The organism is Kitasatospora sp. NPDC048194, from assembly GCF_043202455.1.
In the GTDB taxonomy this organism is placed as follows: domain Bacteria; phylum Actinomycetota; class Actinomycetes; order Streptomycetales; family Streptomycetaceae; genus Kitasatospora.
In genome coordinates this window covers 45,385-69,105 of sequence record NZ_JBIDAK010000003.1, presented here as the reverse complement: position 1 = coordinate 69,105, position 23,721 = coordinate 45,385, and the positions used below count along the sequence as shown (strand labels likewise).

22 protein-coding genes are annotated in these 23,721 nt (G+C 74.6%); 14 read left to right on the top strand and 8 right to left on the bottom strand.

Features of this window, described 5'->3' with window-relative positions:
* The first annotated feature begins 151 nt into the window (after positions 1–151).
* A complete protein-coding gene (locus ACGF07_RS05315) occupies positions 152–2,674 on the top strand; it encodes an AAA family ATPase (protein ID WP_392895633.1) in 2,523 nt (840 codons plus the stop codon).
* Positions 2,675–2,762: 88 nt separating this feature from the next.
* Here ACGF07_RS05315 and ACGF07_RS05310 read toward each other — a convergent pair whose 3' ends face one another.
* The 3 genes from ACGF07_RS05310 to ACGF07_RS05300 form a co-directional block, all read right to left on the bottom strand.
* Positions 2,763–3,470 (bottom strand): VOC family protein, encoded by a 708-nt coding sequence (locus ACGF07_RS05310; RefSeq protein WP_350746212.1) that lies wholly within the window; start codon positions 3,468–3,470, stop codon positions 2,763–2,765.
* Complete coding sequence (locus ACGF07_RS05305; protein ID WP_392895631.1) at positions 3,404–4,294, bottom strand: hypothetical protein; 891 nt, start codon at positions 4,292–4,294, stop codon at positions 3,404–3,406. The genes ACGF07_RS05310 and ACGF07_RS05305 overlap by 67 nt, the downstream gene beginning before the upstream one ends.
* 273 nt (positions 4,295–4,567) lie before the next feature.
* Positions 4,568–4,804, bottom strand: coding sequence for a hypothetical protein (locus ACGF07_RS05300; RefSeq protein WP_350746217.1), 237 nt, complete (start codon positions 4,802–4,804; stop codon positions 4,568–4,570).
* Between the two features lie 362 nt (positions 4,805–5,166).
* On the opposite strand from ACGF07_RS05300, the gene ACGF07_RS05295 reads away from it, so the two are divergent.
* The 9 genes from ACGF07_RS05295 to ACGF07_RS05255 all read left to right on the top strand — a co-directional run bounded on the left by ACGF07_RS05295 (position 5,167) and on the right by ACGF07_RS05255 (position 15,939).
* A complete protein-coding gene (locus ACGF07_RS05295) occupies positions 5,167–6,153 on the top strand; it encodes a helix-turn-helix transcriptional regulator (RefSeq protein ID WP_350746220.1) in 987 nt (328 codons plus the stop codon).
* A gap of 343 nt (positions 6,154–6,496) precedes the next feature.
* Positions 6,497–8,188, top strand: coding sequence for an LCP family protein (locus ACGF07_RS05290; RefSeq protein WP_392895628.1), 1,692 nt, complete (start codon positions 6,497–6,499; stop codon positions 8,186–8,188).
* 149 nt (positions 8,189–8,337) lie between these two features.
* Entirely contained in the window at positions 8,338–8,847 is a 510-nt protein-coding gene (locus ACGF07_RS05285; RefSeq protein ID WP_392895626.1) for a PT domain-containing protein, read from the top strand.
* Between the two features lie 192 nt (positions 8,848–9,039).
* Positions 9,040–9,840, top strand: a complete 801-nt coding sequence (locus tag ACGF07_RS05280; protein ID WP_350743099.1) for a VOC family protein — start codon at positions 9,040–9,042, stop codon at positions 9,838–9,840.
* A gap of 122 nt (positions 9,841–9,962) precedes the next feature.
* Positions 9,963–10,712, top strand: coding sequence for an HAD family hydrolase (locus ACGF07_RS05275; RefSeq protein ID WP_392895624.1), 750 nt, complete (start codon positions 9,963–9,965; stop codon positions 10,710–10,712).
* A complete protein-coding gene (locus ACGF07_RS05270) occupies positions 10,709–13,114 on the top strand; it encodes a glycoside hydrolase family 65 protein (protein ID WP_392895622.1) in 2,406 nt (801 codons plus the stop codon). The genes ACGF07_RS05275 and ACGF07_RS05270 overlap by 4 nt, the downstream gene beginning before the upstream one ends.
* 128 nt (positions 13,115–13,242) lie before the next feature.
* Positions 13,243–14,976 carry a pyruvate dehydrogenase gene (locus ACGF07_RS05265; RefSeq protein WP_392895620.1) on the top strand — a complete coding sequence of 578 codons (1,734 nt, stop codon included), beginning with the start codon at positions 13,243–13,245 and terminating at the stop codon, positions 14,974–14,976.
* An 82-nt stretch (positions 14,977–15,058) separates the two neighbouring features.
* The gene (locus tag ACGF07_RS05260; protein ID WP_350743107.1) at positions 15,059–15,700 is read left to right on the top strand and encodes an XRE family transcriptional regulator; all 642 of its coding nucleotides are present in this window, start codon (positions 15,059–15,061) and stop codon (positions 15,698–15,700) included.
* Between the two features lie 59 nt (positions 15,701–15,759).
* On the top strand, positions 15,760–15,939 hold the full coding sequence (locus tag ACGF07_RS05255; protein WP_392895618.1) for a DUF6126 family protein: 180 nt from the start codon (positions 15,760–15,762) through the stop codon (positions 15,937–15,939).
* Positions 15,940–16,052: 113 nt separating this feature from the next.
* On the opposite strand, the gene ACGF07_RS05250 is transcribed toward ACGF07_RS05255, so the two are convergent.
* Complete coding sequence (locus ACGF07_RS05250) at positions 16,053–17,492, bottom strand: PLP-dependent aminotransferase family protein (protein WP_392895616.1); 1,440 nt, start codon at positions 17,490–17,492, stop codon at positions 16,053–16,055.
* Positions 17,493–17,682: 190 nt separating this feature from the next.
* Here ACGF07_RS05250 and ACGF07_RS05245 point away from each other — a divergent pair, with 190 nt between their 5' ends.
* Positions 17,683–18,591: a sigma-70 family RNA polymerase sigma factor gene (locus ACGF07_RS05245; protein ID WP_392895614.1), complete on the top strand. Its 909-nt coding sequence runs from the start codon at positions 17,683–17,685 to the stop codon at positions 18,589–18,591.
* A 94-nt stretch (positions 18,592–18,685) separates the two neighbouring features.
* Complete coding sequence (locus ACGF07_RS05240) at positions 18,686–19,510, top strand: alpha/beta fold hydrolase (RefSeq protein WP_392895612.1); 825 nt, start codon at positions 18,686–18,688, stop codon at positions 19,508–19,510.
* A gap of 106 nt (positions 19,511–19,616) precedes the next feature.
* Here the strand turns inward: ACGF07_RS05240 and ACGF07_RS05235 are convergent, their stop codons facing one another.
* The 3 genes from ACGF07_RS05235 to ACGF07_RS05225 all read right to left on the bottom strand — a co-directional run bounded on the left by ACGF07_RS05235 (position 19,617) and on the right by ACGF07_RS05225 (position 21,844).
* Complete coding sequence (locus ACGF07_RS05235; protein ID WP_392895611.1) at positions 19,617–20,534, bottom strand: undecaprenyl-diphosphate phosphatase; 918 nt, start codon at positions 20,532–20,534, stop codon at positions 19,617–19,619.
* 99 nt (positions 20,535–20,633) lie between these two features.
* Positions 20,634–20,942 (bottom strand): hypothetical protein, encoded by a 309-nt coding sequence (locus tag ACGF07_RS05230; RefSeq protein WP_392895609.1) that lies wholly within the window; start codon positions 20,940–20,942, stop codon positions 20,634–20,636.
* A 131-nt stretch (positions 20,943–21,073) separates the two neighbouring features.
* Positions 21,074–21,844 carry an NRDE family protein gene (locus tag ACGF07_RS05225; RefSeq protein WP_392895607.1) on the bottom strand — a complete coding sequence of 257 codons (771 nt, stop codon included), beginning with the start codon at positions 21,842–21,844 and terminating at the stop codon, positions 21,074–21,076.
* A 166-nt stretch (positions 21,845–22,010) separates the two neighbouring features.
* Here ACGF07_RS05225 and ACGF07_RS05220 point away from each other — a divergent pair, with 166 nt between their 5' ends.
* Positions 22,011–22,502, top strand: a complete 492-nt coding sequence (locus tag ACGF07_RS05220; protein WP_350743121.1) for a carboxymuconolactone decarboxylase family protein — start codon at positions 22,011–22,013, stop codon at positions 22,500–22,502.
* A gap of 17 nt (positions 22,503–22,519) precedes the next feature.
* Positions 22,520–23,329, top strand: coding sequence for an isocitrate lyase/phosphoenolpyruvate mutase family protein (locus tag ACGF07_RS05215; RefSeq protein ID WP_392895605.1), 810 nt, complete (start codon positions 22,520–22,522; stop codon positions 23,327–23,329).
* Positions 23,330–23,400: 71 nt separating this feature from the next.
* Here the strand turns inward: ACGF07_RS05215 and ACGF07_RS05210 are convergent, their stop codons facing one another.
* On the bottom strand, positions 23,401–23,682 hold the full coding sequence (locus tag ACGF07_RS05210) for a hypothetical protein (protein WP_350743125.1): 282 nt from the start codon (positions 23,680–23,682) through the stop codon (positions 23,401–23,403).
* Positions 23,683–23,721 lie beyond the last annotated feature (39 nt).

Genomic DNA, 23,721 nt, shown 5'->3' with positions numbered 1-23,721 from the left:
GAGTTACGCATCGCGCGGAATTACGTATTCCGGGCCGCCGGTACGTAGGGCCGTACGTATTCGCCCCGAGCGTTGACACGCGGGTGGGGAGGGCGATACTTGTGTGTCCGCGGGAAGGTGTCGACGGGGGGTTGCGGTGCCGACTGGAGTTTTGCTGCACCGGGAAACGGAGCTGGCCGAGCTGGCCCGGGCGGTGGCCGGCGCGGCGGCCGGGCGGGCCGCGGTCGTGCTGGTCAGGGGCTCGCGGGGGATCGGGAAGAGCGCGCTGCTGCGGGCCGCGCTGGCGCGAATACCGGGCGAGGCGGTGGTGCTGCGGGCCCGATGTCACGACAACGAGCGGGACTTTCCGTACGGTGTGGTGCGTCAGCTCTTCGACCCCTTCATGCGCATGACAAACGGCCGGGCGGCCACCGCGCAATTCCCCGGTGAATCGCCCGGAGAATTCCTCGCGGAAGCCCTCCCGGCGGACACCGAAAACGCCGGGAACGGGCGCGAGCGGATCCTGAACAGCCTTTTCCACGCGGCCCGTTCACTCACCTCCCGGACCCCGGTGGTGATGGCCGTGGACGATCTCCACCTGGCCGACGAGGAGTCCCGCCAGTGGTTCTCCTACCTCGCCCGCCGCCTCGACGGCCTGCCCGTCCTCCTGCTCGCCACCACCGCCGACGAGGCCGAGGACCCGCTGGCCGCCGAACTCGGCGCCCTCGGCCACGCCCGCACCCTCACCCCCGGCCCGCTCTGCGACAGCTGCGTGGCCGAACGGGTCGCCGAGGAGTTCGACGCACCGGTCGACCCTGAGCTGGCCGCCGTCTGCCACAACCTCTCCCGCGGCAACCCGCTGGTGCTGGAGGAACTGACCGCCCGCCTGGTCGCCGCCCGGGTCTCGGCCGGCTCCCCCGACCTCGCCACCGTGCTGCGGATCGGCGCCGGCACCCTCGCCGACACCACCCTCAGCTGGCTGCGGCGCAGCCACCCCGGGGCCGCCGAACTGCTCACCGCCCTCGCCGTGCTCGGCGCCGACGCCGACCTCGCCACCGCCGCCCTGCTCACCGGCCAGGGCGAACTGCTCGCCGACGACGCGCGCGAGGCGCTGCGCCGCACCGACCTGATCGAACCCGGGCCGCCCGAGACCTTCCGGCACGAGCTGGTCCGCACCGCCGTCCTCGCCCGCACCGACCCGCGCGTCCTGGTCGCCCTGCACGAGCGGGCCGCCGCCCTTCTGGTGCGGCTGGGCGCCCCGGCCGCCCGCACCGCCGAACACCTGATGTCCTCCGGCACCACCGGCCTGGACTGGGCCGTCCCGGTGCTGCGCACCGCCGCCCGGGAGGCCGCCGCCGACGGCCACTGGGACGACGCCGCCCGCTACCTGCAGCGCGCCCTCGCCGACGCTTCCGACCCCGCGCTGGTCCGCTCGCTCACCGGGCAGCTCGGCGCCGTCGAGCTCCACCGCGACGTGGCCGCCGCCGCCCGCTGCGCCGCCGGACTCGCCGAGTCCGCCGACCCGCTCGAACGGGCCCGGCTGCTGCGGCCGTTCGCCGGCCCGGTGCTCGCCCTCGACGCGGCCGGCGCCGCCGCCGTTCCCTTCGCGGAGGCCGCCGGGGCCCTCGCGGCCGCCCCCGAGCCCCCCGCCGACCTGCTGCTGCCGCTCGCCGCACAGACCCTGCTGACCGGCCGGCGCACCGCCCTGCGGCCCGCGCTCGCCGCGCTGCGCCGCCACCCTGCGGAACCCGCCGCACCCGCCATGCTCGGCGCGCTGGCCGCTTCGGCCGCCGCCGGGGGCCTGCCCCGCGCGGCGGTACGGCTGGCGGCGCGCTGCGTGCGCCGGGTCTCGCCCGCCGAAGCCGGGCCGGAGGTGCTCGGCGCCGCGATGGCCTACGCCTGGACCGGACGGCTGGACGAGGCCGCCGCCTGGGCGGCCCGCGCCGTCCGCTCCGCCCAGCGCTGGAACCACCGCGGCGAACTCGCCCTCGCCCTGCTGGCCCGTTCCGACATCGCCCACCGCCAGGGCCGGCTGGACGCCGCGCTCGCCGATGCCGAGCTGGCTGCCGAACTGGCCCGGCAGGTCCGGGCGGAGGAACTGGCGGGTGCCGCCAAGGCGCTGGTGGTGCGCGCCCGGCTGCGCCGCGGCCTGCCGGTGGAGGCCGCCGGACCGGCGGTCGCCGAACTGGCCGCGGTCGACCTGCCCGCCGAGGCCCACCCGCTGCTGCGCGCGGTGGTGCTGGAGGCCCGCGGCCTGGTCGCCGCCCACCGCGGCGACCACCAGCAGGCGTTGCGGCTCTTCCTGGAGTGCGGGCACCAGCTGGCCGCCCGGGGCGTCGCCAACCCGGCCTGCGTGCCCTGGCGCACCCACGCGGCGCAGGCCTACCAGGCGCTCGGCGAGCACGCCGCCGCCCGGACCATCGCCGCCGACCCGCTGCCCGGCGGCGACGCCCGGCCGCGCCCGGCCGAGGAACGCAGCGGCCCGGCCATCGGCACCCGGGACGCCGGGCCGGTCCGGCTGACCCCGAGCGAGCGCCGGGTCACCGAACTGGTGCTGCAGGGCCTGAGCAACCTGGAGGTCGCCGAACGGCTGTGCCTCAGCAAGCGCACCGTGGACACCCACCTGGGCCGGATCTACCGCAAGCTGGCGATCAAGGGCAGGCCCGAACTCGGCGCCGCCGTCAAGGCCCTGTGACCCGCGGCGGCTGTGCGGGCAGCACGCCGGACCCTGCGACCGGCGGCGGCCACGCGGGCAGCACGCCGAACTCCGCGCCCCACGGCGGCTACGCGGGCAGCACGCCGAACTCCGCGCCCCACGGGTCGCGCAGCACCGGCGGCTGCTCCCGGCCCGGCCGGACCAGCCGGGCGCCCAGCTCCACCGCCCGGCGCACGGCGTCCACCGGGTCGGCCGCGCCGAAGGCCGGCAGCCAGAGCGGACGGCCCTGGTCGCTCACCACCACCCGGGCGTGGGCGACGCCGTCCAGCTCGAACCCCCCGTCCGGGGCGAGCCGGTAGCCGAACATGGCGCCGTAGAAGGACTCGGCGCGCGAGGCGTCCGGCACCCGCAGCTCGTGGCCGCAGATCGCGCCCGGCTCGTCGGCCAGCACCACCCCCTCGGCCCGGCGGCCCTCCCAGAAGCCGACCGTGACCTCCGACGGGTCGACGGCGAGGAACAGCCGGCCGTTGTCCCCGGCGGGCACCGGCGGCATCACCACGCGCCCGCCCAGCCGGCCGACCTGCGCACAGCTGTCGTCCGCGTCCTTGGTCGCCAGGTAGACGTTCCAGGAGGCCTGCGGCGGCAGCCCCGCCGGGGCGGCGCCGAAGCCGCCGATGACCTCTCCGCGCAGCACCGCCAGCTGGTAGTCCGGTGACTCGGTGACGAACTCCCAGCCGAGCAGCGCCGAGTAGAACTCCCGGCTGCCGCTCAGATCGGGAGTGATGCAGTCAGCCCAGCACGGTGCGCCGATGGCATAGCGGGTACGTCGAGGCACGACTCGTCCTTCTCCTTGGTCATTGCGTGATCGATCAGACCCGCCGCCTCCTCCGCCCCGCTCACGCCGGGCAGGTAGAGGCAGTGGGTCGGCGCCCCGGCGAGCAGCCCGGCGGACCCGGCCGGCCAGGTCTGGGCAGTGAACTCCCATCGTGCCAGCCGGACTTCCTCGTCGGCACTGCGACACAGCCGGACCAGCGCGGGCGGGGCGAGCCGGGCGCGCACCGGCACCGTCGGGCCGAGGCACTCCGGACGCACCTGCAGCACCTCGCCGCCGACCGGCGAGGTGACGGTGCGCCACATCCCCTCCGGCAGCCCGGTACCGCGCAGCCGGGCGGCGGCCGGGCCGCGCGCCTCCAGCGGCGCGAGGTAGGGCAGTGCGTGCCCGGTGCGGCGGTCCAGGACCAGCAGCCGTCCGGAGACGAACTCCCAGGAGCGCTGGGCCAGTGCGGCGCCCACGTTGGCCTGTTCCGCGTACGGACCGCCGACCAGCGCGACGGTGGCGCCGCCCTTCGCCAGCACCACCGCCCGGGCCAGGCAGAACCGGTCCTGCAGGGCCGCGAACGGCGGCACCGCCGGGGGTACGTTGCCCCAGCCCCGAAAGGCCCGGCGCAGCAATGGCGTGCCGTCGCTGCGCCGCACCAGGAAATCGGCGGGCGCGTCCCTTCCCGGGGTGCACGAGAATTCCACCCGCAGGTGGTCGGGGTCCCGGGAAATCCCGGTGAGGTGCGGCCCGAATTGGAACGAGATCTCGTCGCGGTCGGCCTGGACGAGGGCGATCTCGATGCCGAAGAAGTCCAGCACAATCGGCTCGATAACCGGCACTGTCGCTCCTGACAGGTTTGTTGCACATTCAAATTGTGAGGGCGGCCCGCAGTTCCCTCCGGCCGCGGCCGCCCGGGTGGGGCGGCGCGGCCGGGAGGTCCCCGTCACGGCCCGTCGCGGCCCGTCCGGCACCGCCGGAAGCGGGCCGAGGAGGGGCCGGGAACGGGGCCGGGAACGGACGGCGGTCGCCGGTGCCTCCGTCACCGGCCGGCCGGACTGCCCGGCGGCCGGCCGTGGTGAGGAGACGTCAGATGCCGTCGCGGCGGGCGGAGGTCAGCCCCAGCGCCAGTCGGCAGGGGCGGCCGCTCCGGTCAGCATGAGCAGTTGCGACTCGCGGATCTGGCTGGAGAGGCTGCCGGCGAAGTGGTGCACCGCACCGGGGACCGAGACGGTGGCGCCGGCGGCGGGCGCGGAGCCCGCCGCAGCGTGCGCGGACCCGGCCAGGACGCCGCAGGCGACGGCCAGCGCGGCCGCGGCGGTACAGGCGAACTTACGGCAGGAAAGCAGCATGACATCCCCCAGGACATGTGTTTCGGAAGCGGGCGCCGGCCATTTCCACGACCTCGTCGGTCGACCGTCGGTGATGACGGTGCGTGGTCATCGGCGGGCCCGTCGGGGAAGCTCGCGGCTCCCCGACAACGGAAAGTCTGGAGGACGTCGAGGGGTATCGGAAGGTGTTCGGGGCGGCAGGAAGATCGCCGTGGCACCTTGGTGCCATTACCTTCCCTTGACCTCGTTTGCGGTGGGCCTCTCCGGGGACGGAAACGGAGCGTCACCGCGGTTGTCTCGACCATCCCGCCCTGGCATGATCGGGCCCGGACTTGTCCGCCGAAGTGCGGGAATCGGGACACGCTGCGGGGGGTGTTGCGCCGATGATGCGGGGGATCGACGACTCCGCGCAGGCGGTCTACCGGTTGATGCTGACGGACCATCAACTGCCTGCCGAGGGGCTGGCCGAGAAGCTCGGTCTGACCGAGCAGCAGGTCCGAGCGGCCCTCGACCAGCTCGCCGACCTCCGCCTGCTCCGCCCCTGCGAGGACGTCCCCGGCGAACCGCCGGGCGGCCTGCGGCCGGTCGACCCGAGGGTCGGACTGCCCGCCCTGCTGCGGTACTACGAATCGGTGCAACAACAGGCCCAGCTGGAATTCGAGCAGCGCCAGGCCGAGATCACCAGCATGCTCGCGCAGTTCCGCGACGAGTCCGCGAACGAGGACGCCAGGCTGGAACGGCTGATCGGCATGGCCACCGTGCAGGCGCGGATGGAGGAACTGGTCGGCTCCGTCCGCGAGGAACTGCTCACCTTCAGCCCCGGCGGCGCCCAGTCCGCCGCCTCCCTCCAGGCCAGCCGCCCCGACAACGAGGCGCTGCTCGCCCGGGGCGTGACCATGCGCACCGTCTACCTGGACTCGGTCCGCAAGGACCGGGCCACCGTCCAGCACGCCGAGTGGCTGACCGGCCTGGGCTGCGAGGTGCGGACGGTGCCCGCGCTGCCGCTGCGGATGCTGGTCATCGACCGGCGGGTCGCGCTGGTCCCGATCGACCCGGCGAACACCCTCAAGGGCGCGGTCCAGATCTCCTCCCCGGGCGTGCTCACCGCCCTGGTCTCCCTGTTCGAGCAGACCTGGTCCGACGCGACGCCCTTCGGAGCCCCGCGCGAGCGCGACGAGCAGGGCCTCACCCGCCAGGAACAGGAACTCCTCCGCCTGCTCGGCCAGGGCTACACCGACGAGGCGGCCGGCAAGCACCTCGGCCTCTCCCTGCGCACCGCCCGCCGCATGATGGCCGACCTGATGGACCGCCTCGGCGCCCGCAGCCGCTTCGAGGCCGGCCTGCTGGCCGGCCGCCGCGGCTGGTTGTAGCACCCGGTAGACCCGCGCACCCTCCGTGACGGCGGCCGCGCGCGGTGGACGCCCGGCCGTCCCGGGGCCCATCCGAATCGGACGGTTTCAGGCGTTATGTCGGGGAGGCGCCCTGTGCCCCCGGGGTCGTAGGTGTACCTGAGGACCGTGATCGCCTTTGCTCTCAATATGATCGGAAGCCACGATGGTCGGTCTCTACCGACTGTCGTACGTGCAACCCGGGAGAGGCCTCGTCCGTCTCTTCTGTGTGCGGTGCGCCAGATCGTCCGGGGCGTCGCTTCCGTCGGTGAAAGGTACGCGCATGTCAGGTCGGAGGGGCGAGAGCCCGGCTCGGGGCGAGGACGTGCCCACGACGGAAGACGCGTCGGGCACGGTCCCCGGGCCCCGCAGCGGCGGCCGGGCGGAGGCTCGCCGAGCCGCGCAGGGCAAGGGCGGCCGGGCGGACGCCCGGGCGGGCGCCACGACTGGCGGACGGGCGGCTGCGCGCAGGAACGCCAAGCCCAAGAAGAACGTGAAGAAGATCGTCGCCTGGTCGGCGGCCGGGGTGCTGGTGCTGATCGCGGGTGCCGGCGGCGCGATCTACTTCAAGCTGAACGCCAACATCAAGTCCTTCGACGCGGACGCGATCGCCACCGACCGCCCGCCGGAGTCCAAGGCCGACGCGGACGGCAACAAGCCGGTCAACCTGCTGCTGATCGGCTCCGACAGCCGGGGTGGCAACAACTCCGACCTCGGCGGTGGCGAGGACGGCGGCGCCCGCTCGGACACCACGATCCTGCTGCACGTCTACGCCGACCACAAGCACGCCGTGGGCATCTCGATCCCGCGCAACGCGGTGGTCCAGATACCGTCCTGCAAGCTGCCCAACGGCAAGTGGACCAAGGGCGGCAGCGACCTGTTCAACGCCGCCTTCTCGGTCGGCGGCACCGACAACGGCAACCCGGCCTGCACCCAGAACACGGTGGAGAAGCTCACCGGCATCCGGGTCGACCACACCATCGTGGTCGACTTCAACGGCTTCGCCGCGATGACCAAGGCCGTCAACGGCGTCGACGTCTGCCTGCCGAAGCCGATCTACGAGGGCGACATCAACCCCAACCTGAAGAAGAAGGGCGACCTCGTCCTCCCGCAGGGCAAGCAGACCGTGGACGGCCAGAAGGCGCTCGACTACGTGCGGCTGCGGCACGGCATCGGCGACGGCTCCGACATCGGCCGGATGAAGCGCCAGCAGGCCTTCATGAGTTCGCTCGCCACGAAGATGAAGAAGGACGGGCTGAACCCCACCAACCTGCTGCCGCTGGCCGACGCCGCGACCAAGTCGCTGACCGTGGACCCGGGGTTGGACTCCGCGGACAAGCTGCTCTCCTTCGGCCTGTCGTTGAAGAACATCGACATGCACGACCTCAAGTTCGTCACCGTGCCCTGGCGCTACCGCACCCAGGACGCCAACATCGACCTCGTCCAGCCGGATTCCAACAAACTCTGGGAGACCCTCAAGGCCGACCAGACCATCGACGGCCAGAACGCCACCGGCCAGCAGCCCGACGCGCCCGCCAGCCCGAGCGCCGCGCCGTCGCAGGCCGCGCCCACCACTGCGGCCGCTCCGGCCGGGGACGCCGCCAACGCCGCGATCAAGGTGTCGGTCTACAACGGGACCACCACCAACGGCCTGGCCGGCAAGGGCACCGACCTGCTGAAGTCCGCCAAGTTCAGCGCCACCACCGCGGGCCAGGCGGCGAGCACCAAGTACAAGACCACCATGATCGAGTACGGATCCGGGCAGAAGGCGAACGCCGAGAAGATCGCCGCGCTGTTCCCGGGGGCCGAGCTGTCCTCCGGCAGCTCGCGTGGCATCTCGGTGATCGTCGGCCAGGACTTCGCGGCGACCACGGGGGCCGGCACGTCCTCCGGGACGCCCGCCACCACCCCGGGCGGCCAGACCCCGCCCCAGCCGCTGCCGACCACCGTCACCAACGACGCCCGCTCCGCGGACGACGACATCTGCGCGAACACCACCTACGGCAGCGGCGGCTGACCGCCGCCACCGGAGGACGGACAGCGACGGCCCCGGCCCCGCGCCCTCCGGGGCGCGGCGGCCCGGGGGCCGTGCCATGGTGGCCCTGGGGCCGCGTGCCCCGGAGGGGGCCCTGCGGCACCGCAGACGCTGTCCGAAAGGCGGACCCCATGCCCGAGATCGCCATGCAGCTCGACATCGCCGCGCCCCGGGCCGTGGTGCTCGACGCGCTCGACACGCACGACGGGCTGACCGGCTGGTGGACGACCGCCGTGGACCGGGAGGGCGACGTCCTGCTGCTCGACTTCCCCGACGTCCCCGAGCCGTTCCGGCTGCGCCGCGAGCGGGCCGACCGGGACCGGGTGGTGTGGGCCAACGCCGGCGCCTTCCCGCCGCACTGGGCCGGCACCTGGATCAGCTGGGACCTCACCGACCAGCCCGGCGGCCAGCCCGCCGGCCAGCCCACCGGCCAGCCCACCGACCAGCCCGCCGACCAGCCCGGCGGTCCCGAGCGCACCCGGCTGCTGTTCCGGCACGGCGGCTGGCAGCCGGGCAGCGAGGAGGGCGTCCCGGCGGTGGCCGGCACCTGGGCGGAACTCCTCGTCCGGCTGAAGGACTACGCGCAGAGCGGCAAGGTGCAGCCGTACTTCGTCACCGCCAGGCGGCACGACACCGGGTGAGCGCCCGGTGCCGCCCCGTACCCGGTCGCCCGCCAGGGTGCCGTCGGGTGGCGGATCCGGGGCGGCGGGCCGAAGGTGGGCGGTGTACCCCCGTCGCACGGCCGTCCCCGCCGACGACCGTGACCGGCCGGGCCGGGCCGTCGCCCGCCCGGCGACCCCAGCCGGCCACCACCGCCTCCGGGAGGCCCAGCAATGCCCGTAGTGACCGATCCGTACAAGCCCGGCACCCCGTGCTGGGTCGACCTGATGGCGAGCGACCAGCAGGCCGCGATCGACTTCTACCGCGACCTGTTCGGCTGGCAGGGCGAGGTCGGCCCGGCCGAGTTCGGCGGTTACGCCGTGTGCACGCTCAACGACCGCCCGGTCGCCGGGATCATGGGCCAGTCCGCGCCCGAGGGCCAGCCGGTGCCGCCCGTCGCCTGGACCACCCACATCGCCTCGGACGACGTCGACGCGGCCAAGGCGTCCATCGCCGACGCCGGCGGCACGATCCTCTACGACCCGATGGACGTCGGCACGCTCGGCCGGATGCTGGTCGCCGCCGACCCGACGGGCGCGGTGTTCGGCGTCTGGCAGGCGATGGACTTCATCGGTGCGGGCATCGTCAACGAGCCCGGCGCACTGGTCTGGAACGAGCTCAACACCTCCGACACCGAAGCGGCCGGCCGCTTCTACCAGCCCGCGCTGGGTCTGCGCCCGGCCACCATCCAGGGCATGGACGGCTACTACTCGCTGAACGTCGCCGACCGCACGGTGGGCGGCATGCAGAAGATCCCCGGGTACCTCTCGGGCGACACGCCCTCGCACTGGATGACCTACTTCTCGGTGGACGACACCGACTCCGTGGTGGACGCCCTGGTCAAGGCGGGCGGCTCGGTCATCCAGCCGCCGTTCGACATGCAGTCCGGCCGGATGGCCGTGGTCCGGGACCCGCAGGGCGCCGCCTTCGCGGTGATCCAGGCGCCCGAGGCGCAGATGCCCGACTCGCCGTAGTGACGGCCGCGGTGCCGCCGGCCCGGCCCCGGTCCGGCGGCCCGGCAACCGGAAGCCGCCCTTCCCGCGACGCGCCGCCGGGAAAGGGCGGTTTCCTCCGCGATCCGGGTAAGACTGCAGCCATGCTGGGCCTACCGGACGACATCCGCGCTTTCCTCTTCGACCTCGACGGGGTGCTCACCCAGACCGCCACGGTCCACGCCGCGGCCTGGAAGGACACCTTCGACGCCTTCCTGCGCGCCGAAGCCGCCCGCACCGGCGGGCAGTTCATCCCCTTCGACGCCGTCACCGACTACGACACCTACGTCGACGGCCGACCACGCCTGGACGGCACCCGGGCCTTCCTGCACAGCCGGGGCATCGACCTGCCCGAGGGGACGGCGGACGACCCCCCGAACGCCCGCACCGTGCAGGGGATCAGCCGCGCCAAGAACGACACCGTGCTGCGGCTGATCCGCGAGCAGGGGGTGAAGCCCTACGACGGCTCCGTCGCCTACGTGCACCGGCTGCGCGCGCTCGGACTGCCCGGCGCGGTGGTCTCCTCCAGCGCCAACTGCCGCGACGTGCTGCGCTCGGCGGGCATCCTGGAGCTCTTCGACGTGATCGTCGACGGCGTGGTCGCCAAGCAGCAGGGCCTGCCGGGCAAGCCCGCCCCCGACACCTACCTGTACGCGGCCCGGGAGCTCGGCGTCGAACCCGCGCACGCCGCCGTCTTCGAGGACGCGCTCGCCGGGGTCGCCTCCGGCCGGGCCGGTGGCTTCGGCGCCGTGGTCGGGGTCAACCGCACCGGCCAGGCCGACGAACTCCGCCGCGACGGTGCCACCGTGGTGGTGGACGACCTTTCCGACCTGCTGGGGGGCGAGGACGCATGAGTCCTGCGGACAACTTCGCGATCGATCCGTGGCAGATCGCCGAACACGGCCTGGACCTGGGCGCGCTGGCCCGCGCCGAGTCCGTCTTCGCGCTCTCCAACGGGCACATCGGCCTGCGCGCCAACCTGGACGAGGGCGAGCCGCACGGCCTGCCCGGCACCTACCTGAACGGCGTCTTCGAACTCCGCCCGCTGCCCTACGGCGAGGGCGGTTACGGCTACCCCGAGTCCAGCCAGAGCGTCATCAACGTCACCAACGGCAAGATCATCCGACTGCTGGTGGACGACGAGCCCTTCGACCTGCGCTACGGCGAACTGATCAGCCACAAGAGGTGGCTGGACTTCCGCGAGGGCATGCTGCACCGCGAGGCCGAGTGGCGCTCCCCGGCCGGGCGGACGATCCGGGTGCGCTCCTCCCGGCTCGTCTCGCTCACCCAGCGCGCCATCGCCGCCGTGGAGTACAGCGTCGAGGCGGTGGACGGGCCGGTGCGGATCGTGCTCCAGTCCGAGCTGGTCGCCAACGAGCAGCTGCCCGGCGGCCCCGAGGGCGATCCGCGCGCGGCCGCCGTGCTGGAGGCCCCGCTCCAGGCCGAGGCGCACCACGCCAGCGGCACCAAGGCCGTCCTGGTGCACCGCACCCGTTTCAGCGGCATCCGGGTCGCGGCCGGGATGGACCACGTCATCGAGGGCCCGGAGCGGCTCGACACCGTCGCCGAGGCCGAGTCCGACCACTGCCGGATCAGCGTCACCACCGTGCTCGGCGCCGGGCAGCGGCTGCGGCTGGTCAAGTTCATGTCCTACGGCTGGTCCGGCACCCGCTCGCTGCCCGCCGTCCGGGACCAGGTGGAGGCCGCGCTGACCGCCGCCCGGTACACCGGCTGGGACGGCCTGGTCGCCGAACAGCTGCAGTTCCTCAAGGACTTCTGGGACACCAGCGACATCGAGATCGAGGGCGACGTCGAACTCCAGCAGGCCGTCCGGTTCGCCGTCTTCCACGTCCTCCAGGCCGGCGCCCGCAGCGAGGAACGCGCCATCCCCGCCAAGGGGTTGACCGGCCCGGGCTACGACGGGCACAGCTTCTGGGACACTGAGACCTTCGTCCTGCCGGTGCTCACCTACTGCCTGCCCGGAGCCGTCAACCAGGCCCTGCGCTGGCGGCACACCACCCTGCCGCTCGCCCGCGAACGCGCCGCCCAGCTCGGCCTGGCCGGAGCCGTGTTCCCCTGGCGGACGATCCGCGGCGAGGAGTGCTCCGGTTACTGGCCGGCCGGCACCGCCGCCTTCCACATCGGCGCCGACATCGCCGCCGCCGTCGCCCGCTACGTCCGGGCCACCGGGGACGCCGAGTTCGAGCGCGTCTACGGCCTCGAGATCCTGGTGGAGACCGCCCGGATGTGGCGTTCGCTCGGCCACCACGACGTCGCCGGGAAGTTCCGGATCGAGGGCGTCACCGGCCCCGACGAGTACAGCGCCGTCGCCGACAACAACGTGTTCACCAACCTGATGGCGCAGAGCAACCTGCGCGCCGCCGCCGAGGCCGCCGTCCGCCACCCGCGCGAGGCCGCCGCCCTCGGCGTCGACACCGAGGAGACCGCCGCCTGGCGCGACGCCGCCGCCGCGATGTACGTGCCGTACGACGAGGACCTCGGGGTCCACCCGCAGGCCGACGGCTTCACCCACCACCAGATCTGGGACTTCGAGAACACCCCGCCCGAGAACTACCCGCTGCTGCTGCACTACCCGTACTTCGACCTGTACCGCAAGCAGGTGGTCAAGCAGGCCGACCTGGTGCTCGCCATGCAGGTCCGCGGCGACGCCTTCACCGACGAGCAGAAGGCCCGCAACTTCGCCTACTACGAGCGGCTCACCGTCCGCGACTCCTCGCTCTCCGCCTGCACCCAGGCCGTCATCGCCGCCGAGGTCGGCCAACTCGACCTCGCATACGACTACACCGCCGAAGCCGCCCTGATGGACCTGCACGACCTCGGCGGCAACACCCGCGACGGCCTGCACATGGCCTCGCTCGCCGGGGCCTGCATCGCCCTGGTGGCCGGCTTCGGCGGGCTGCGCGACCACACCGAGACCCTGTCGTTCCGGCCCCGGCTGCCCTCCGGACTGATGCGGCTCAGCTTCTCGCTGCTGGTGCGCGACAACCTGCTCGGCGTGCGGATCGGCCACGACGGGACGACCTACACGCTGCGCCGCGGCGAGGTGATGCACCTGTGGCACGACGGCGAGCTGGTGCAGGTCAAGGCCGGTTCCCCGGTCACCCTGCCCACCACCGCCCCGCCCGCCCAGGAGCGCTGCGCCCAGCCCCCGGGCCGGGAACCCGCCCGCCGCCAGCCGCAGGCGGGCCTGGCCGCCGGCAAGCTGGGGCAGACCGACCACCTGGCGGCGGAGTAGCCGCCGGGGCGGGCCGGGGCCGCTCCCGCCGCGTGGCGGCCCTCACCCGTTGGGCCCACCCCGGGTGCAGCGCACCGCCCTCCCGTCGGAGGGTGCAGGTGTCCTGCGTCGACCGAAGGAGTGCGCCCGTGGCGAGCGTGGCCGAACAGATGGTGGAGGTGCTCCGGCAGGCCGGGGTGGAGCGGGTCTACGGCGTCGTCGGCGACAGCCTGAACCCCGTCGTGGACGCGATCCGCCGGGCCGAGGGGATCGGCTGGGTGCACGTCCGCAACGAGGAGGCCGGCGCCTTCGCGGCCGCCGCCGAGGCCGAGCTCTCCGGCCGCCTCGCGGTCTGCGCCGGCTCCTGCGGCCCCGGCAACACCCACCTGATCCAGGGCCTGTACGACGCCCAGCGCAGCGGCCTGCCGGTGCTCGCCCTCGCCTCGCACATCCCGTCCGGGCAGATCGGCACCGGCTTCTTCCAGGAGACCCACCCCGAGCGGGTGTTCACCGACTGCAGCAGCTGGTGCGAGATGCTCACCACCCCCGCCCAGCTGCCCCGGCTGCTGCGGATCGCGATCCAGCACGCCCTCGGCTCGCCCGGCGTCTCGGTGCTCGCCTTCCCCGGCGACGTCGCCGCCCAGCCCGCCGCCGGACCGACCGGCAGCAGCCACTTCCTGACCGAACAGGCCGTCGCCGCACCGCCCTGGTCCCAGGTGCAGGAGCTGGCCCGGCTGCTCAACGCGGCCCGCAAGGTCGCGCTGTTCTGCGGCGCCGGGGTGCGCGGCGCGCACGCCGAGGTGATGGAGGCCGCGCAGGTCCTGAAGGCGCCGGTCGGCCACTCGCTGCGCGGCAAGGAGTGGATCCAGTACGACAACCCGTACGACGTCGGGATGAGCGGCCTGCTCGGCTACGGCGCCTGCCACGAGGCGCTGCACTCCGCCGACCTGGTGGTGCTCCTCGGCACCGACTTCCCGTACGACTCCTTCCTCCCGCAGGCCCGGACCGTCCAGGTCGACCACGACGCCACCCGGCTGGGCCGGCGGACCGCCCTGGAGCTGGCCGTGCACGGGGACGTCGCGGCCACCCTGCGGGCCGTGCTGCCGCTGCTCGAGGGGAAGGACGACCGCAGCTTCCTGGACGCCATGCTCAGGAAGCACTGCCGGGCGCTGGAGGACGTGGTCGGCGCCTACACCCGGGACATCGACAAGCACCTGCCGATCCACCCCGAGTACGTCGCCTCGGTGCTGGACGACGTGGCCGCCGCCGACGCGGTGTTCACGGTGGACACCGGCATGAACAACGTCTGGGCCGCCCGCTACCTCCAGCCGAACGGCCGGCGCCGAGTGATCGGCTCCTTCCTGCACGGCTCGATGGCCAACGCCCTCCCGCACGCCATCGGCGCCCAACTCGCCTGCCCCGGGCGCCAGGTGATCGCGATGGCGGGGGACGGCGGGATCGGCATGCTGCTCGGCGAACTGCTCACGGTGGCCAGGCACCGGCTGCCGGTGAAGACGGTGGTGTTCAACAACGGCGCGCTCGGCATGATCAAGCTGGAGATGCTGGTCTCCGGCTACCCCGAGTCCGAGATCGACAACGGGGACGTGGACTACGCCGGCATCGCGCGGGCGATGGGCATCCCGGCGAAGAGGGTCGCCGAGCCGGCCCGGGTCCGGGAGGTGCTGGCGGAGGCGCTGGACCGGCCGGGGCCCGCACTGGTCGACGTCGTCACCGACCCCAACGCGCTGTCCATCCCGCCGTACATCACCGCTGCCCAGGTGAAGGGCTTCGCGCTGGCGGCCGGGCGGACGGTGCTCTCCGGCGGCGTCGGGCGCATGATCGACCTGGCCCGCAGCAACCTGCGCAACATCCCGCGGCCCTGAGCGCAGGCGGGTCCCGCCCCGAGGCCTTTGCCTCTGAGGCAAATTTCTTGCCCGGGCGGCACGCGAGGTGTCCACTGGTCACATGACCACCAGTCCCACCGGCGCCCCCGCCGCCGGCGAGCACGGCGAGCGACTCGACGACCAGGAGGCCGCGGGCCTCGCCGCCCGGCTCCGCGAGCACCGGCTCAGCAGCCGCCTCACCCTGGAGGTCGCCGCGGCGCGGGTCGGGCTCTCCCCAGCCTATCTGTCCCGGCTGGAGACCGGCCGCCGCCAGCCCTCCCTGCCCGTCCTGCTCGGCCTCGCCCGCGCCTACGGCACCTCCGTCTCCGGCCTGCTCGGCGAGACCATGGCCGAGCCGGACCCGGTGGTCCGCGGCGGTGCCATCGAACCCGGCCGGGCCGGCGGCTGGGGCTACCGCCGGGCCGGCGCCCCCGGCCGCGCCATGCAGGCCCTGCGGGTGCACGTCCCGCCGGGCGTCCAGGACGCGGTGGTCCGGGTGCATCCCGGCGAGGAATGGCTGTACGTCCTGCGCGGCGGACTCCGGCTGACCCTCGGCGAGCGGACCCACCACCTCGCCCCCGGCGACTCCGCCCACTACGACTCGCTCACCCCGCACTGCATCGCCGCCGAGTCCGAGGACGGCGTGGAACTGCTCTTCATCCACACCCTGCTGCAGAGCCCTGGCGGCGAGCTCTGCCTCGGCGGCGGACCCGCCGCCCACTGAACCGCCACCCGCTGAACCGCCACCCGCTGACCTGCCGTCAGACCCTGGAGGAGATCCCCGTGGCCGATCCCACCACCGCCACCGGCGCTGCCGACACCGCCACCGGCCCGAAGACCATGGACGCCGGCAAGTGGGCCAACAAGCGGGTCTACCTCCGCCTGGTGATCTACACCGCCGGGATCCACGCCTTCGCCGGTTTCATCATGCTGCTGTTCGAACTGGGCAGCCGGAACAAGTAGCCGCCCCGGCCCGCTCCGAAGCGCCGGCCTCCGCGCGGCGCCCGCCCCCACCCCCCGGGAGGCGGGCGCCCGCGTTCACCCCCCGGTGCGAGGCGGGGCCGGCATCCGCCCCGTCACGCCCCGCGCAGCAGTTCGCAGAGCGCCGCCAGGGCCGCCGGGAAGGCGTGCTCCGGCGGGGTGGCGTAGCCGATCACCAGGGCGGGCGGGGCGTCCTCGTCGGACGGGGCGGCGCGGTGCCAGGAGCGGCTGCTGAGGGCGAGTCCGGCGGCTTCGGCCCGGGCCAGCAGCTCGGCCTCGGGCGTGGAGCCGGGCGGCAGCTCGAGGACGGCGTGCAGGCCGGCGGCGATGCCGGTGACCCGCACGTGCGGGGCGTGTTCGGCCAGGGCGGCGACCAGGCGGTCGCGGCGGCGCCGGTAGTGCAGGCGGCACCGCCGTACGTGCCGGTCGTAGGTGCCCGAGGTGATCAGCTCGGCCAGGGTCAGCTGGTCGAGCACCGGGGACATGCTGTCGGCCAGCACCTTCAGCCGGGCGACCGGTTCGACCAGCGCGTCCGGCAGGGCCAGCCAGGCCAGCCGGAGGCCCGGGGCGAGGCTCTTGGCGGCGGTGCCCGCGTACACCACCCGCTCCGGATCGAGCGCCTGCATCGCGCCGAGCGGCTGCCGGTCGTACCGGAACTCCCCGTCGTAGTCGTCCTCGATGACGTACCGGTCCCGCTCGCGCGCCCATCGCACCGCGGCCGCCCGCCGGTCGGCGGACAGCGGTACGCCGGTGGGGTACTGGTGGGCCGGGGTGAGCAGGACGGCGCCGCTGTCGGCGTGCAGGCGGTCGGGCCGGTCGAGCCGGTCGGTCCGGGCGCCCTCGCCGTCCAGCGGCAGCGGGACGGTGGCCAGGCCCGCGGCCCGCACCACCGCGTGCTGCGGCGGCAGCCCGTACTCCTCGACCGCGAGCGAGCGCGCCCCGCGCTCCCGCAGGGCCGCGCAGAGCAGGCCCAGGCCCTGCTGGACGCCGGTGCAGACGAGCAGGTGGTCGGGGTCGGTGCGCACGCCGCGGACCCGGGCCAGGTAGTGGGCGAGCGCCTCCCGCAGTTCGATCCGGCCCAGCGGGCTGCCGTAGCCGAGCGCCTCGTGCGGGGCGGTGGCGAGGGCGCGGCGGGCGGCGGCGAGCCAGGCGGTGCGGGGGAACGACGAGAGGTCGGGCCGTCCGGGCACCAGGTCGTGCCGGACGGTCCGCGGCGGCTGCTGCGGTCGCTCGGCCCGTACGGCGGGTGCGGGCGGCTGCCGCCGGGCGACGGTGGTGCCGGAGCCCTGCCGGGAGCTGAGCCAGCCCTCCGCGGTGAGCTGGCCGTAGGCCTCCACCACGGTGTTGCGGGCGATGCCGAGGTCCTCGCCGAGGGCCCGGGAGGACGGCAACCGGGTGCCGGGAGCGAGCCGGCCGTCCTGGACGGCCTCCCGCAGCGCGTCCTCCAGGGCGGCCCGCAGCCCGGCGCCGGCGGCGCGCCGCTCGGTGAGGTCCAGGTGGAGGTCGCCGCCGAAGGAGGTCCAGGAGCCGTTCACGGGCCTCATTCTCGCCTGCCGCCGCCCGGTTCCGGTGCTGGGTTCCGGGCGGTGCCGGCGGCTCCTCGACGGTGGTGCCGAGGAGATCGAAGAAGTCGGTCCGGATGTTCATCGGATGATCGCGCGGCCTCCTCTGGTCGGGTTAGCGTCCGTCAGTGATCCGACTGATCCCGACGCGAGGATGTGACAGGTGAACGAGGAGAGTTACCGGACCGGGTCCCCGGCCGACGCACTGGCCGAGCGCTTCGAGGCCGAGCGCCCCCAACTGCGGACCGTGGCCTACCGGATCCTCGGATCGGTCGCCGAGGCCGAGGACGCCGTCCAGGAGGCGTGGCTGAAGCTGAGCCGCAGCGACGTGACCGGGGTGAGGAACCTCGGTGCCTGGCTGACCACCGTGGTCGGCCGGGTCTGCCTGGACCACCTGCGCGCCCGCGCCTCCCGCCGGGAGGACCCGATGCCCGAGCAGGACGGCCGGGTACGGCTGCCCGACCCGGTGGTCAGCGGGCCGGCGGCACCGGACCCGGTGCAGGAGATCCTGGTCGCCGACTCGGTGGGGCTCGCGCTGATGGTGGTCCTGGAGACGCTCACCCCGGCGGAGCGGGTGGCCTTCGTGCTGCACGACATGTTCGACGTGCCCTTCGACGCGGTCGCCGAGGTGCTCGGCCGCACCTCCGCCTCCACCCGCCAGCTGGCCTCCCGCGCCCGCCGCCGGGTGCAGGGCGCCACCCCGGCCGCGGACTCCGACGCCGCCCGCAAGCGCGAGGTGGTGGAGGCCTTCCTGGCGGCCTCCCGGGGCGGCGACTTCGAGGCGCTGCTGAGCCTGCTGGACCCGGACGTGGTGGCCCGCTCGGACGGCGGCACCCTGGTGCCGAGCGTGCTGCGCCGGGGCGCCGCCGATGTCGCCTCGCAGGCGGTCGCCTTCGCCCGCTTCGCCGCCGAGGGGCGCCCGGTGCTGGTCAACGGCTCGCCCGGGGTGGTCTCCTTCGCCGAGGGCCGCCCGCTGTCGGTCATGTCGTTCACCATCCACGACGGCCGGATCACCAGGATGGACATCCTCACCGACCCGGTCCGCCTGGCCGCCCTGGGCCTCACGGCCTGACGGCCCGCCGGATCGCCGCGGTCCCGGCGGGCGACACACTCCGATCGGAGCACAGTCCCGGCCGGGCCCGCGGCGCGAGCCCAGACTCTCCCGCATGGACGAGCACGTGGACGACAACCGCGACGGACACCGGGGCGACGGCTGGGACGTCCGGGAGGCCGGCCCGGCCGACGCCCCGCACCGGGTGATGATGCTGCCCGGCGGGATGTGCAGCGCGGTCTGGTACGAGGACGTGATGGCCGAGCCGGCCCTCGCCTCCTCGGGGGTGGGGCTGACGGCGGTGACGCAGCCGGGCTTCGGCGGGACGACCCCGCCCGAGGACCTGACGATGGACAACTACGCCCGTCTGATCGCCGGATTCGCCGCCGAGCGCGGCTGCGACGTCCTGGTCGGCCACAGCCTCGGGGCGAACGTCGTACTGGAGACGGCCGCGGCCGGCCTGTTCTCCGGCCCGCTGGTGCTGCTGTCGCCGACCTTCTCCCGGCGCGACGAGGCGAAGTTCCTGACCGTCATGGACCACCTCGGCCAGGTGCCCGGACTGGGGGCGCTGGCCTGGGCCGGGATGATGAAGAGCATGCCGACGGCCATGAAGCACAGCCTGCCGCCCGCCCGGGCCGAGGCGCTGTCCGCCGACGTCGGCACGACCGACCCGGCCTTCGCCCGGCACGTCGTCCGGCGGTACTACGAGTACCTGGACCGGTACGGCAGCCTGGTCGACCGGCTCTGCGCCACCGGCCTGCCGACCTGGGTCGTCCGCGGCGACCACGACGAGATCGGCCTCCAGCCGGCCGAGCGGGAGGCCCTGGAGGCGTGCCCGCAGGTGACGATGGTGACGGTCCCGGACGCCGGGCACCTCGTCCTGGTGGAGCAGCCGGCCGCCGTCGCCGAGGTGATCCTCTCGGCCGTGGCGAGCCTCTGAGCGGGCGGCGGGCGGCGGGCGGCGTTCAGCGGGTGGCGTTCAGCTGGCGGCGGGCGCCAGGCGACGGCAGGCGGTCAGCGGCAGGCGTTCAGCGGGTCGCGGCGGCTCAGACCGACAGGTAGACCGCGCTGCCGACGCCGGCCAGGAAGCAGTACACCGCGAACGGCGTCAGGCTGCGGGTCTCGAAGTACCTGGTGAGGAACCGCACCGAGACGTAGCCGGCCACGAAGGCCGCGACGCTCCCCGCGGCGACCGGGCCGAGCACGGCGGAGTTCTCCGGCTTGAACAGTTCCGGCACCTTCAGCGCCGACGCGGCCAGGATGACCGGCGTGGCGAGCAGGAAGGAGAAGCGGGCCGCGTCCTCGTGGTGCAGGCCGCGCAGGATGCCGGCGCTCATGGTGACGCCGGAGCGGCTGATGCCCGGGAAGAGGGCGAGGATCTGGGCGGCGCCGATCCACGCGCCCTGGCCGTAGCCGAGGCTGGTCAGCCGGTGGTCGGAGGCGATCGCCGGGTCCATGCCCGGCTCGTCGACCGGGGCCGCGTGCCCGGCCCGGCGGCGGCCGGTGCCGCCGCGCTTGAGCCGCTCGGCGCCGAGCAGCACCAGCCCGTTGAGGGCGAGGAAGACGGCGGCCGGGACGGGCTTGCCGAGCGCGTGCCGCAGCGCCTTCTCTAGGACGAGGCCGGCCACGCCGACCGGGATGGTGGAGATGATGAGCAGCCAGGCGAGCTTCTCGTCCCGGGTCCGCACCCGGCGGTACCGGGCGGAACTGATCAGGCCGCTGACCACGCGGACCCAGTCCCGCCAGAAGAAGACCACCAGCGCGAGCGCGGTGGCCAGGTGGAGGGCGACCAGGGCGGCGAGGTAGGAGGAGCCTTCGGCGGTCATGTCGAGGTCCTGCTGGATCTTCCCGCCGATCAGGGCCGGCAGCAGGATGCTGTGACCGAGGCTGGAGACCGGGAAGAGTTCCGTCACACCCTGCAGCAGGCCGACGCCTATCGCTTCCGGGTAGGTCAGGGTGGACATCGCGCACCTTCGCTCGGGGGTCTGCGGCCGCCCGATCGCGGTGGCCTCCGCGAAGCTACTACGGGCATGTAGACGGCCGGCAGCCTTGCCGCTGGAAGTTCATCGACCGTACGCCTGGGCGACACCGGCCCCGATTCCCCGGACGAGCGCGCCGGCCACCGCGCCCGCCACCGCGCCGGGTACGGCGGCGGCCGGGGCCGCGCGGTGCACGGCGTCGCCGAGCAGCACCCCGGCGGTCACCGCGAGGGGGGTGCCCACCAGCGGCAGGGCGACGGCCAGGACGGCGGGCAGCAGCGCGGGCGGGCGGCGGCGTCGAGGACGGCGACGGGCGCAGGTGCGGACGCGGACGCGGGAACGAACCGCGGCGGGCAGCGCGGGCGGAGCGGACGGTGCGGACGGCGCGGGCATCGCGGACTCCTTCGGGTGGCTGGGCGACGGACGCCCACGATGCCGCCTCCCGCAGCGTCAGGTTCAAGTCCCGGCCCGGCTCAGGTCCCGGCCCGGCTCGGGTTCCGGGCAGGCTCGGGTCCCGGCCCGGCTCAAGCGGCGGTGGCCACCCGCTGCCACCCCGACCCGTCCGCCGGCACCGGCGCCGCCGCGAAGTCGTACCGCAGCAGCCCCGGGCCCATCGCCAGCAGGGAGATCGAGGTGGAGCCCCAGATCCGTCCGTCGCCGAAGTCCCGCCGCTGGATCAGCGCGGCGTCCTCGTCCGGCGCCAGCCCGTCCCCGGTGACGATCGGCAGCCACCCGCCCCAGGCCGCGGCGGCCGGCCCGTCGGCGGTCGGCTGCGGCCGGGGGACGGCGGCGAACCGGGCCCGGAAGTGGGCGGCGCGCGCGGCCAGCACGGTCCGGATCCGTTCCGGGGCGGTGCGGTCGGCGGCCGCGCCCTCCAGCCCGTCGTTGAGCACCACGCTGAGCCCCGTGGGCAAACGGCGCTCGGCCTTCCGCCCGCCGCCCCAGCTGGTGACCCGGGCGCCCTCGGGGCCGACCTGGACGAGGTGGAAGGGGTCGTACGGGGTGAGGTCGAGGTGGCCGATCCCGCCGTCCCGGAGGGCGGTGAGCGGCAGTCGGCCGCGGCTGAGCCGGGCGTCGGCGGGAGCGGACGGCCCGAAGCCGTTCAGCAGGCAGGCGGCGGTGCGCCGGGCCGGGTCGACGGCCAGCCAGGTGCCGCCGGCCGCGAGGTCCAGGCCGCCGAGCAGTCCGGGCCGGTCCGGCCAGTGGTGGCCGGGCGGCAGCCAGCCGCGCCCGAGGTACTCGTCCCGGACGGACAGCAGCAGCACCGGCACCGCCGCTGCCGGTTCGATGCTCACGAACGCCGTGCACACGGTCCCGTCTCGCCCTACGCTCGCCCCGGCGGAGTCCCGCCGGGCCCCCTCAGCGATCCTCGCACTCCTGTTCGCGCAGCGGAAATGGCCCAAGGAAATCGGCGCCGAATGCACCAGGGAGGCAGGCCACTGCGTCCCTACGCTGGCAGGCATGACGACGACCAACGAGACCGCCACCGCTCCCGGGGGCCCGGTGCCGGCGCCGGAGCAGCGCCTCGCCGTGCGGAGCCTCGCCCCCGCCTTCTACCAGGCCATGTCCGCCGTGGACCGGGCGTCCCGGCAGGGCGTCGACCCGGTGCTCGCCGAGCTGGTCAAGGTGCACGCGTCGATGATCAACGGCTGCGCCTTCTGCATCGACATGCACGCCACGGACGCCCGCAAGAACGGCGAGCAGGACCACCGGCTGCTGTCCCTCCCGGCCTGGCGCGAGACCCCCTGGTTCACCGCCCGCGAGCGCGCCGCGCTGGCCCTCACCGAGTCGGTGACCCTGCTGACCCAGGGGCACGTGCCGGACGCGGTGTACCAGGAGGCCGCCGCGCACTTCGACGAGACCGAACTCGCCCAGCTGATCGCGCTGATCGCCACCATCAACGCCTGGAACCGGATCGGCGTGGCCACCCGGATGAGCCCGGCGGCGAAGTGAACGGGGCGGCGGCGACCATGACCACCCAGCAGGAGCGGGCCCGGCTGCTCAGGGAACTGCACCGCCCGGGCGACCCGGTGGTGCTGGCCAACGCGTGGGACGCGGCGAGCGCCCGGCTGGTGGCCGCCGCCGGGGCGAAGGCGGTGGCGACGGCCAGCGCGAGTGTCTCCTGGTCGCTCGGGAGCCCGGACGGCGGCGGCGCCGACCCCGCGCGGGTGCTGGCCCGGACCGCCGACGTGGTCCGCTCGGTCGGCCTGCCGGTCACCGCCGACCTGGAGACCGGCTACGCGGACACCCCCGCGGCCGTCGGCGAGACCGTCGCCGCGCTGCTCGCCACCGGCGCGGTGGGCGTGAACCTGGAGGACGCCGCGGACGCCCCGGAGACGGCCGCCGAGCGGATCGCGGCCGCCCGGGAGGCGGCCGCAGCCGCGGGCGTCCGGCTCTTCGTCAACGGCCGCACCGACGTCTTCCTGCGCGGCCTCGGCGAGCCCGGGGGCCGGCTGGACGAGGCGGTCCGCCGGCTGCGGATGTACGTCGAGGCGGGTGCGGACGGCGTGTTCGTCCCCGGTGTCGCCGACCCGGAGACCATCGCGGCCCTGGTCGCGGCCGTGCCCGCGCCGTTGAACGTGCTCGTCGGCCCCGGGTCCCCGTCCGTCGCCGAACTGGCGAAGCTCGGCGTGGCCCGGATCAGCCTCGGCCCCGGCCTGGCCGAGGTGGCGTACGCGGCGGTCCGCCGCGCGGCCGAGGAGGTGTACGCGAGCGGTACCTACACCTCACTGGCGGGTGGGCTGACGTACCAGCAGCTCAACGAGCTCTGCGCGGACTGAGCCCCGGCTCGACCGGCTGACCGGACGGGGGTCGGTCAGCCGGTCGAGCCGTCCGAGGCCGAGCGGGGGAGTCAGCCGATCTGGCCGCTGAGCCCCGGGTGGGACATCTGGTTGGTGCCGATGGCCTCCACCTCGTCGGCGGTGTGCCCGACCACGGGGAGCTTGCCCGCGGTCCGGAGGGCGATGTCGGCGGGGGAGAGGTTGAGACCGTCGGTGAGGCCGCCGGTGGCGTCCGGCGAGGAGGCGGTCTGGGTGGCGGCGGAGGCCGCCGGGGCGGCGAGGGCGAGGCCGGCCATGGTGAGGGCGGCGAGGGTGGCGAGTTTCTTCATGCCCTGCCGAACGACCGGGGCCACCCTCAGGTAACCGCCCGGCCCGCTCCGTCACCCTCCCCG

What these genes read in the sequence shown, in the direction of transcription:
- ACGF07_RS05300 (WP_350746217.1), bottom strand. Translation starts at nt 4,804, where the DNA reads ATGCTGCTTTCCTGCCGTAAGTTCGCCTGTACCGCCGCGGCCGCGCTG.
- ACGF07_RS05295 (WP_350746220.1), top strand. Translation starts at nt 5,167, where the DNA reads ATGATGCGGGGGATCGACGACTCCGCGCAGGCGGTCTACCGGTTGATG.
- ACGF07_RS05285 (WP_392895626.1), top strand. Translation starts at nt 8,338, where the DNA reads ATGCCCGAGATCGCCATGCAGCTCGACATCGCCGCGCCCCGGGCCGTG.
- ACGF07_RS05280 (WP_350743099.1), top strand. Translation starts at nt 9,040, where the DNA reads ATGCCCGTAGTGACCGATCCGTACAAGCCCGGCACCCCGTGCTGGGTC.
- ACGF07_RS05275 (WP_392895624.1), top strand. Translation starts at nt 9,963, where the DNA reads ATGCTGGGCCTACCGGACGACATCCGCGCTTTCCTCTTCGACCTCGAC.
- ACGF07_RS05270 (WP_392895622.1), top strand. Translation starts at nt 10,709, where the DNA reads ATGAGTCCTGCGGACAACTTCGCGATCGATCCGTGGCAGATCGCCGAA.
- ACGF07_RS05260 (WP_350743107.1), top strand. Translation starts at nt 15,059, where the DNA reads ATGACCACCAGTCCCACCGGCGCCCCCGCCGCCGGCGAGCACGGCGAG.
- ACGF07_RS05240 (WP_392895612.1), top strand. Translation starts at nt 18,686, where the DNA reads ATGGACGAGCACGTGGACGACAACCGCGACGGACACCGGGGCGACGGC.
- ACGF07_RS05235 (WP_392895611.1), bottom strand. Translation starts at nt 20,534, where the DNA reads ATGTCCACCCTGACCTACCCGGAAGCGATAGGCGTCGGCCTGCTGCAG.
- ACGF07_RS05230 (WP_392895609.1), bottom strand. Translation starts at nt 20,942, where the DNA reads ATGCCCGCGCCGTCCGCACCGTCCGCTCCGCCCGCGCTGCCCGCCGCG.
- ACGF07_RS05220 (WP_350743121.1), top strand. Translation starts at nt 22,011, where the DNA reads ATGACGACGACCAACGAGACCGCCACCGCTCCCGGGGGCCCGGTGCCG.
- ACGF07_RS05215 (WP_392895605.1), top strand. Translation starts at nt 22,520, where the DNA reads ATGACCACCCAGCAGGAGCGGGCCCGGCTGCTCAGGGAACTGCACCGC.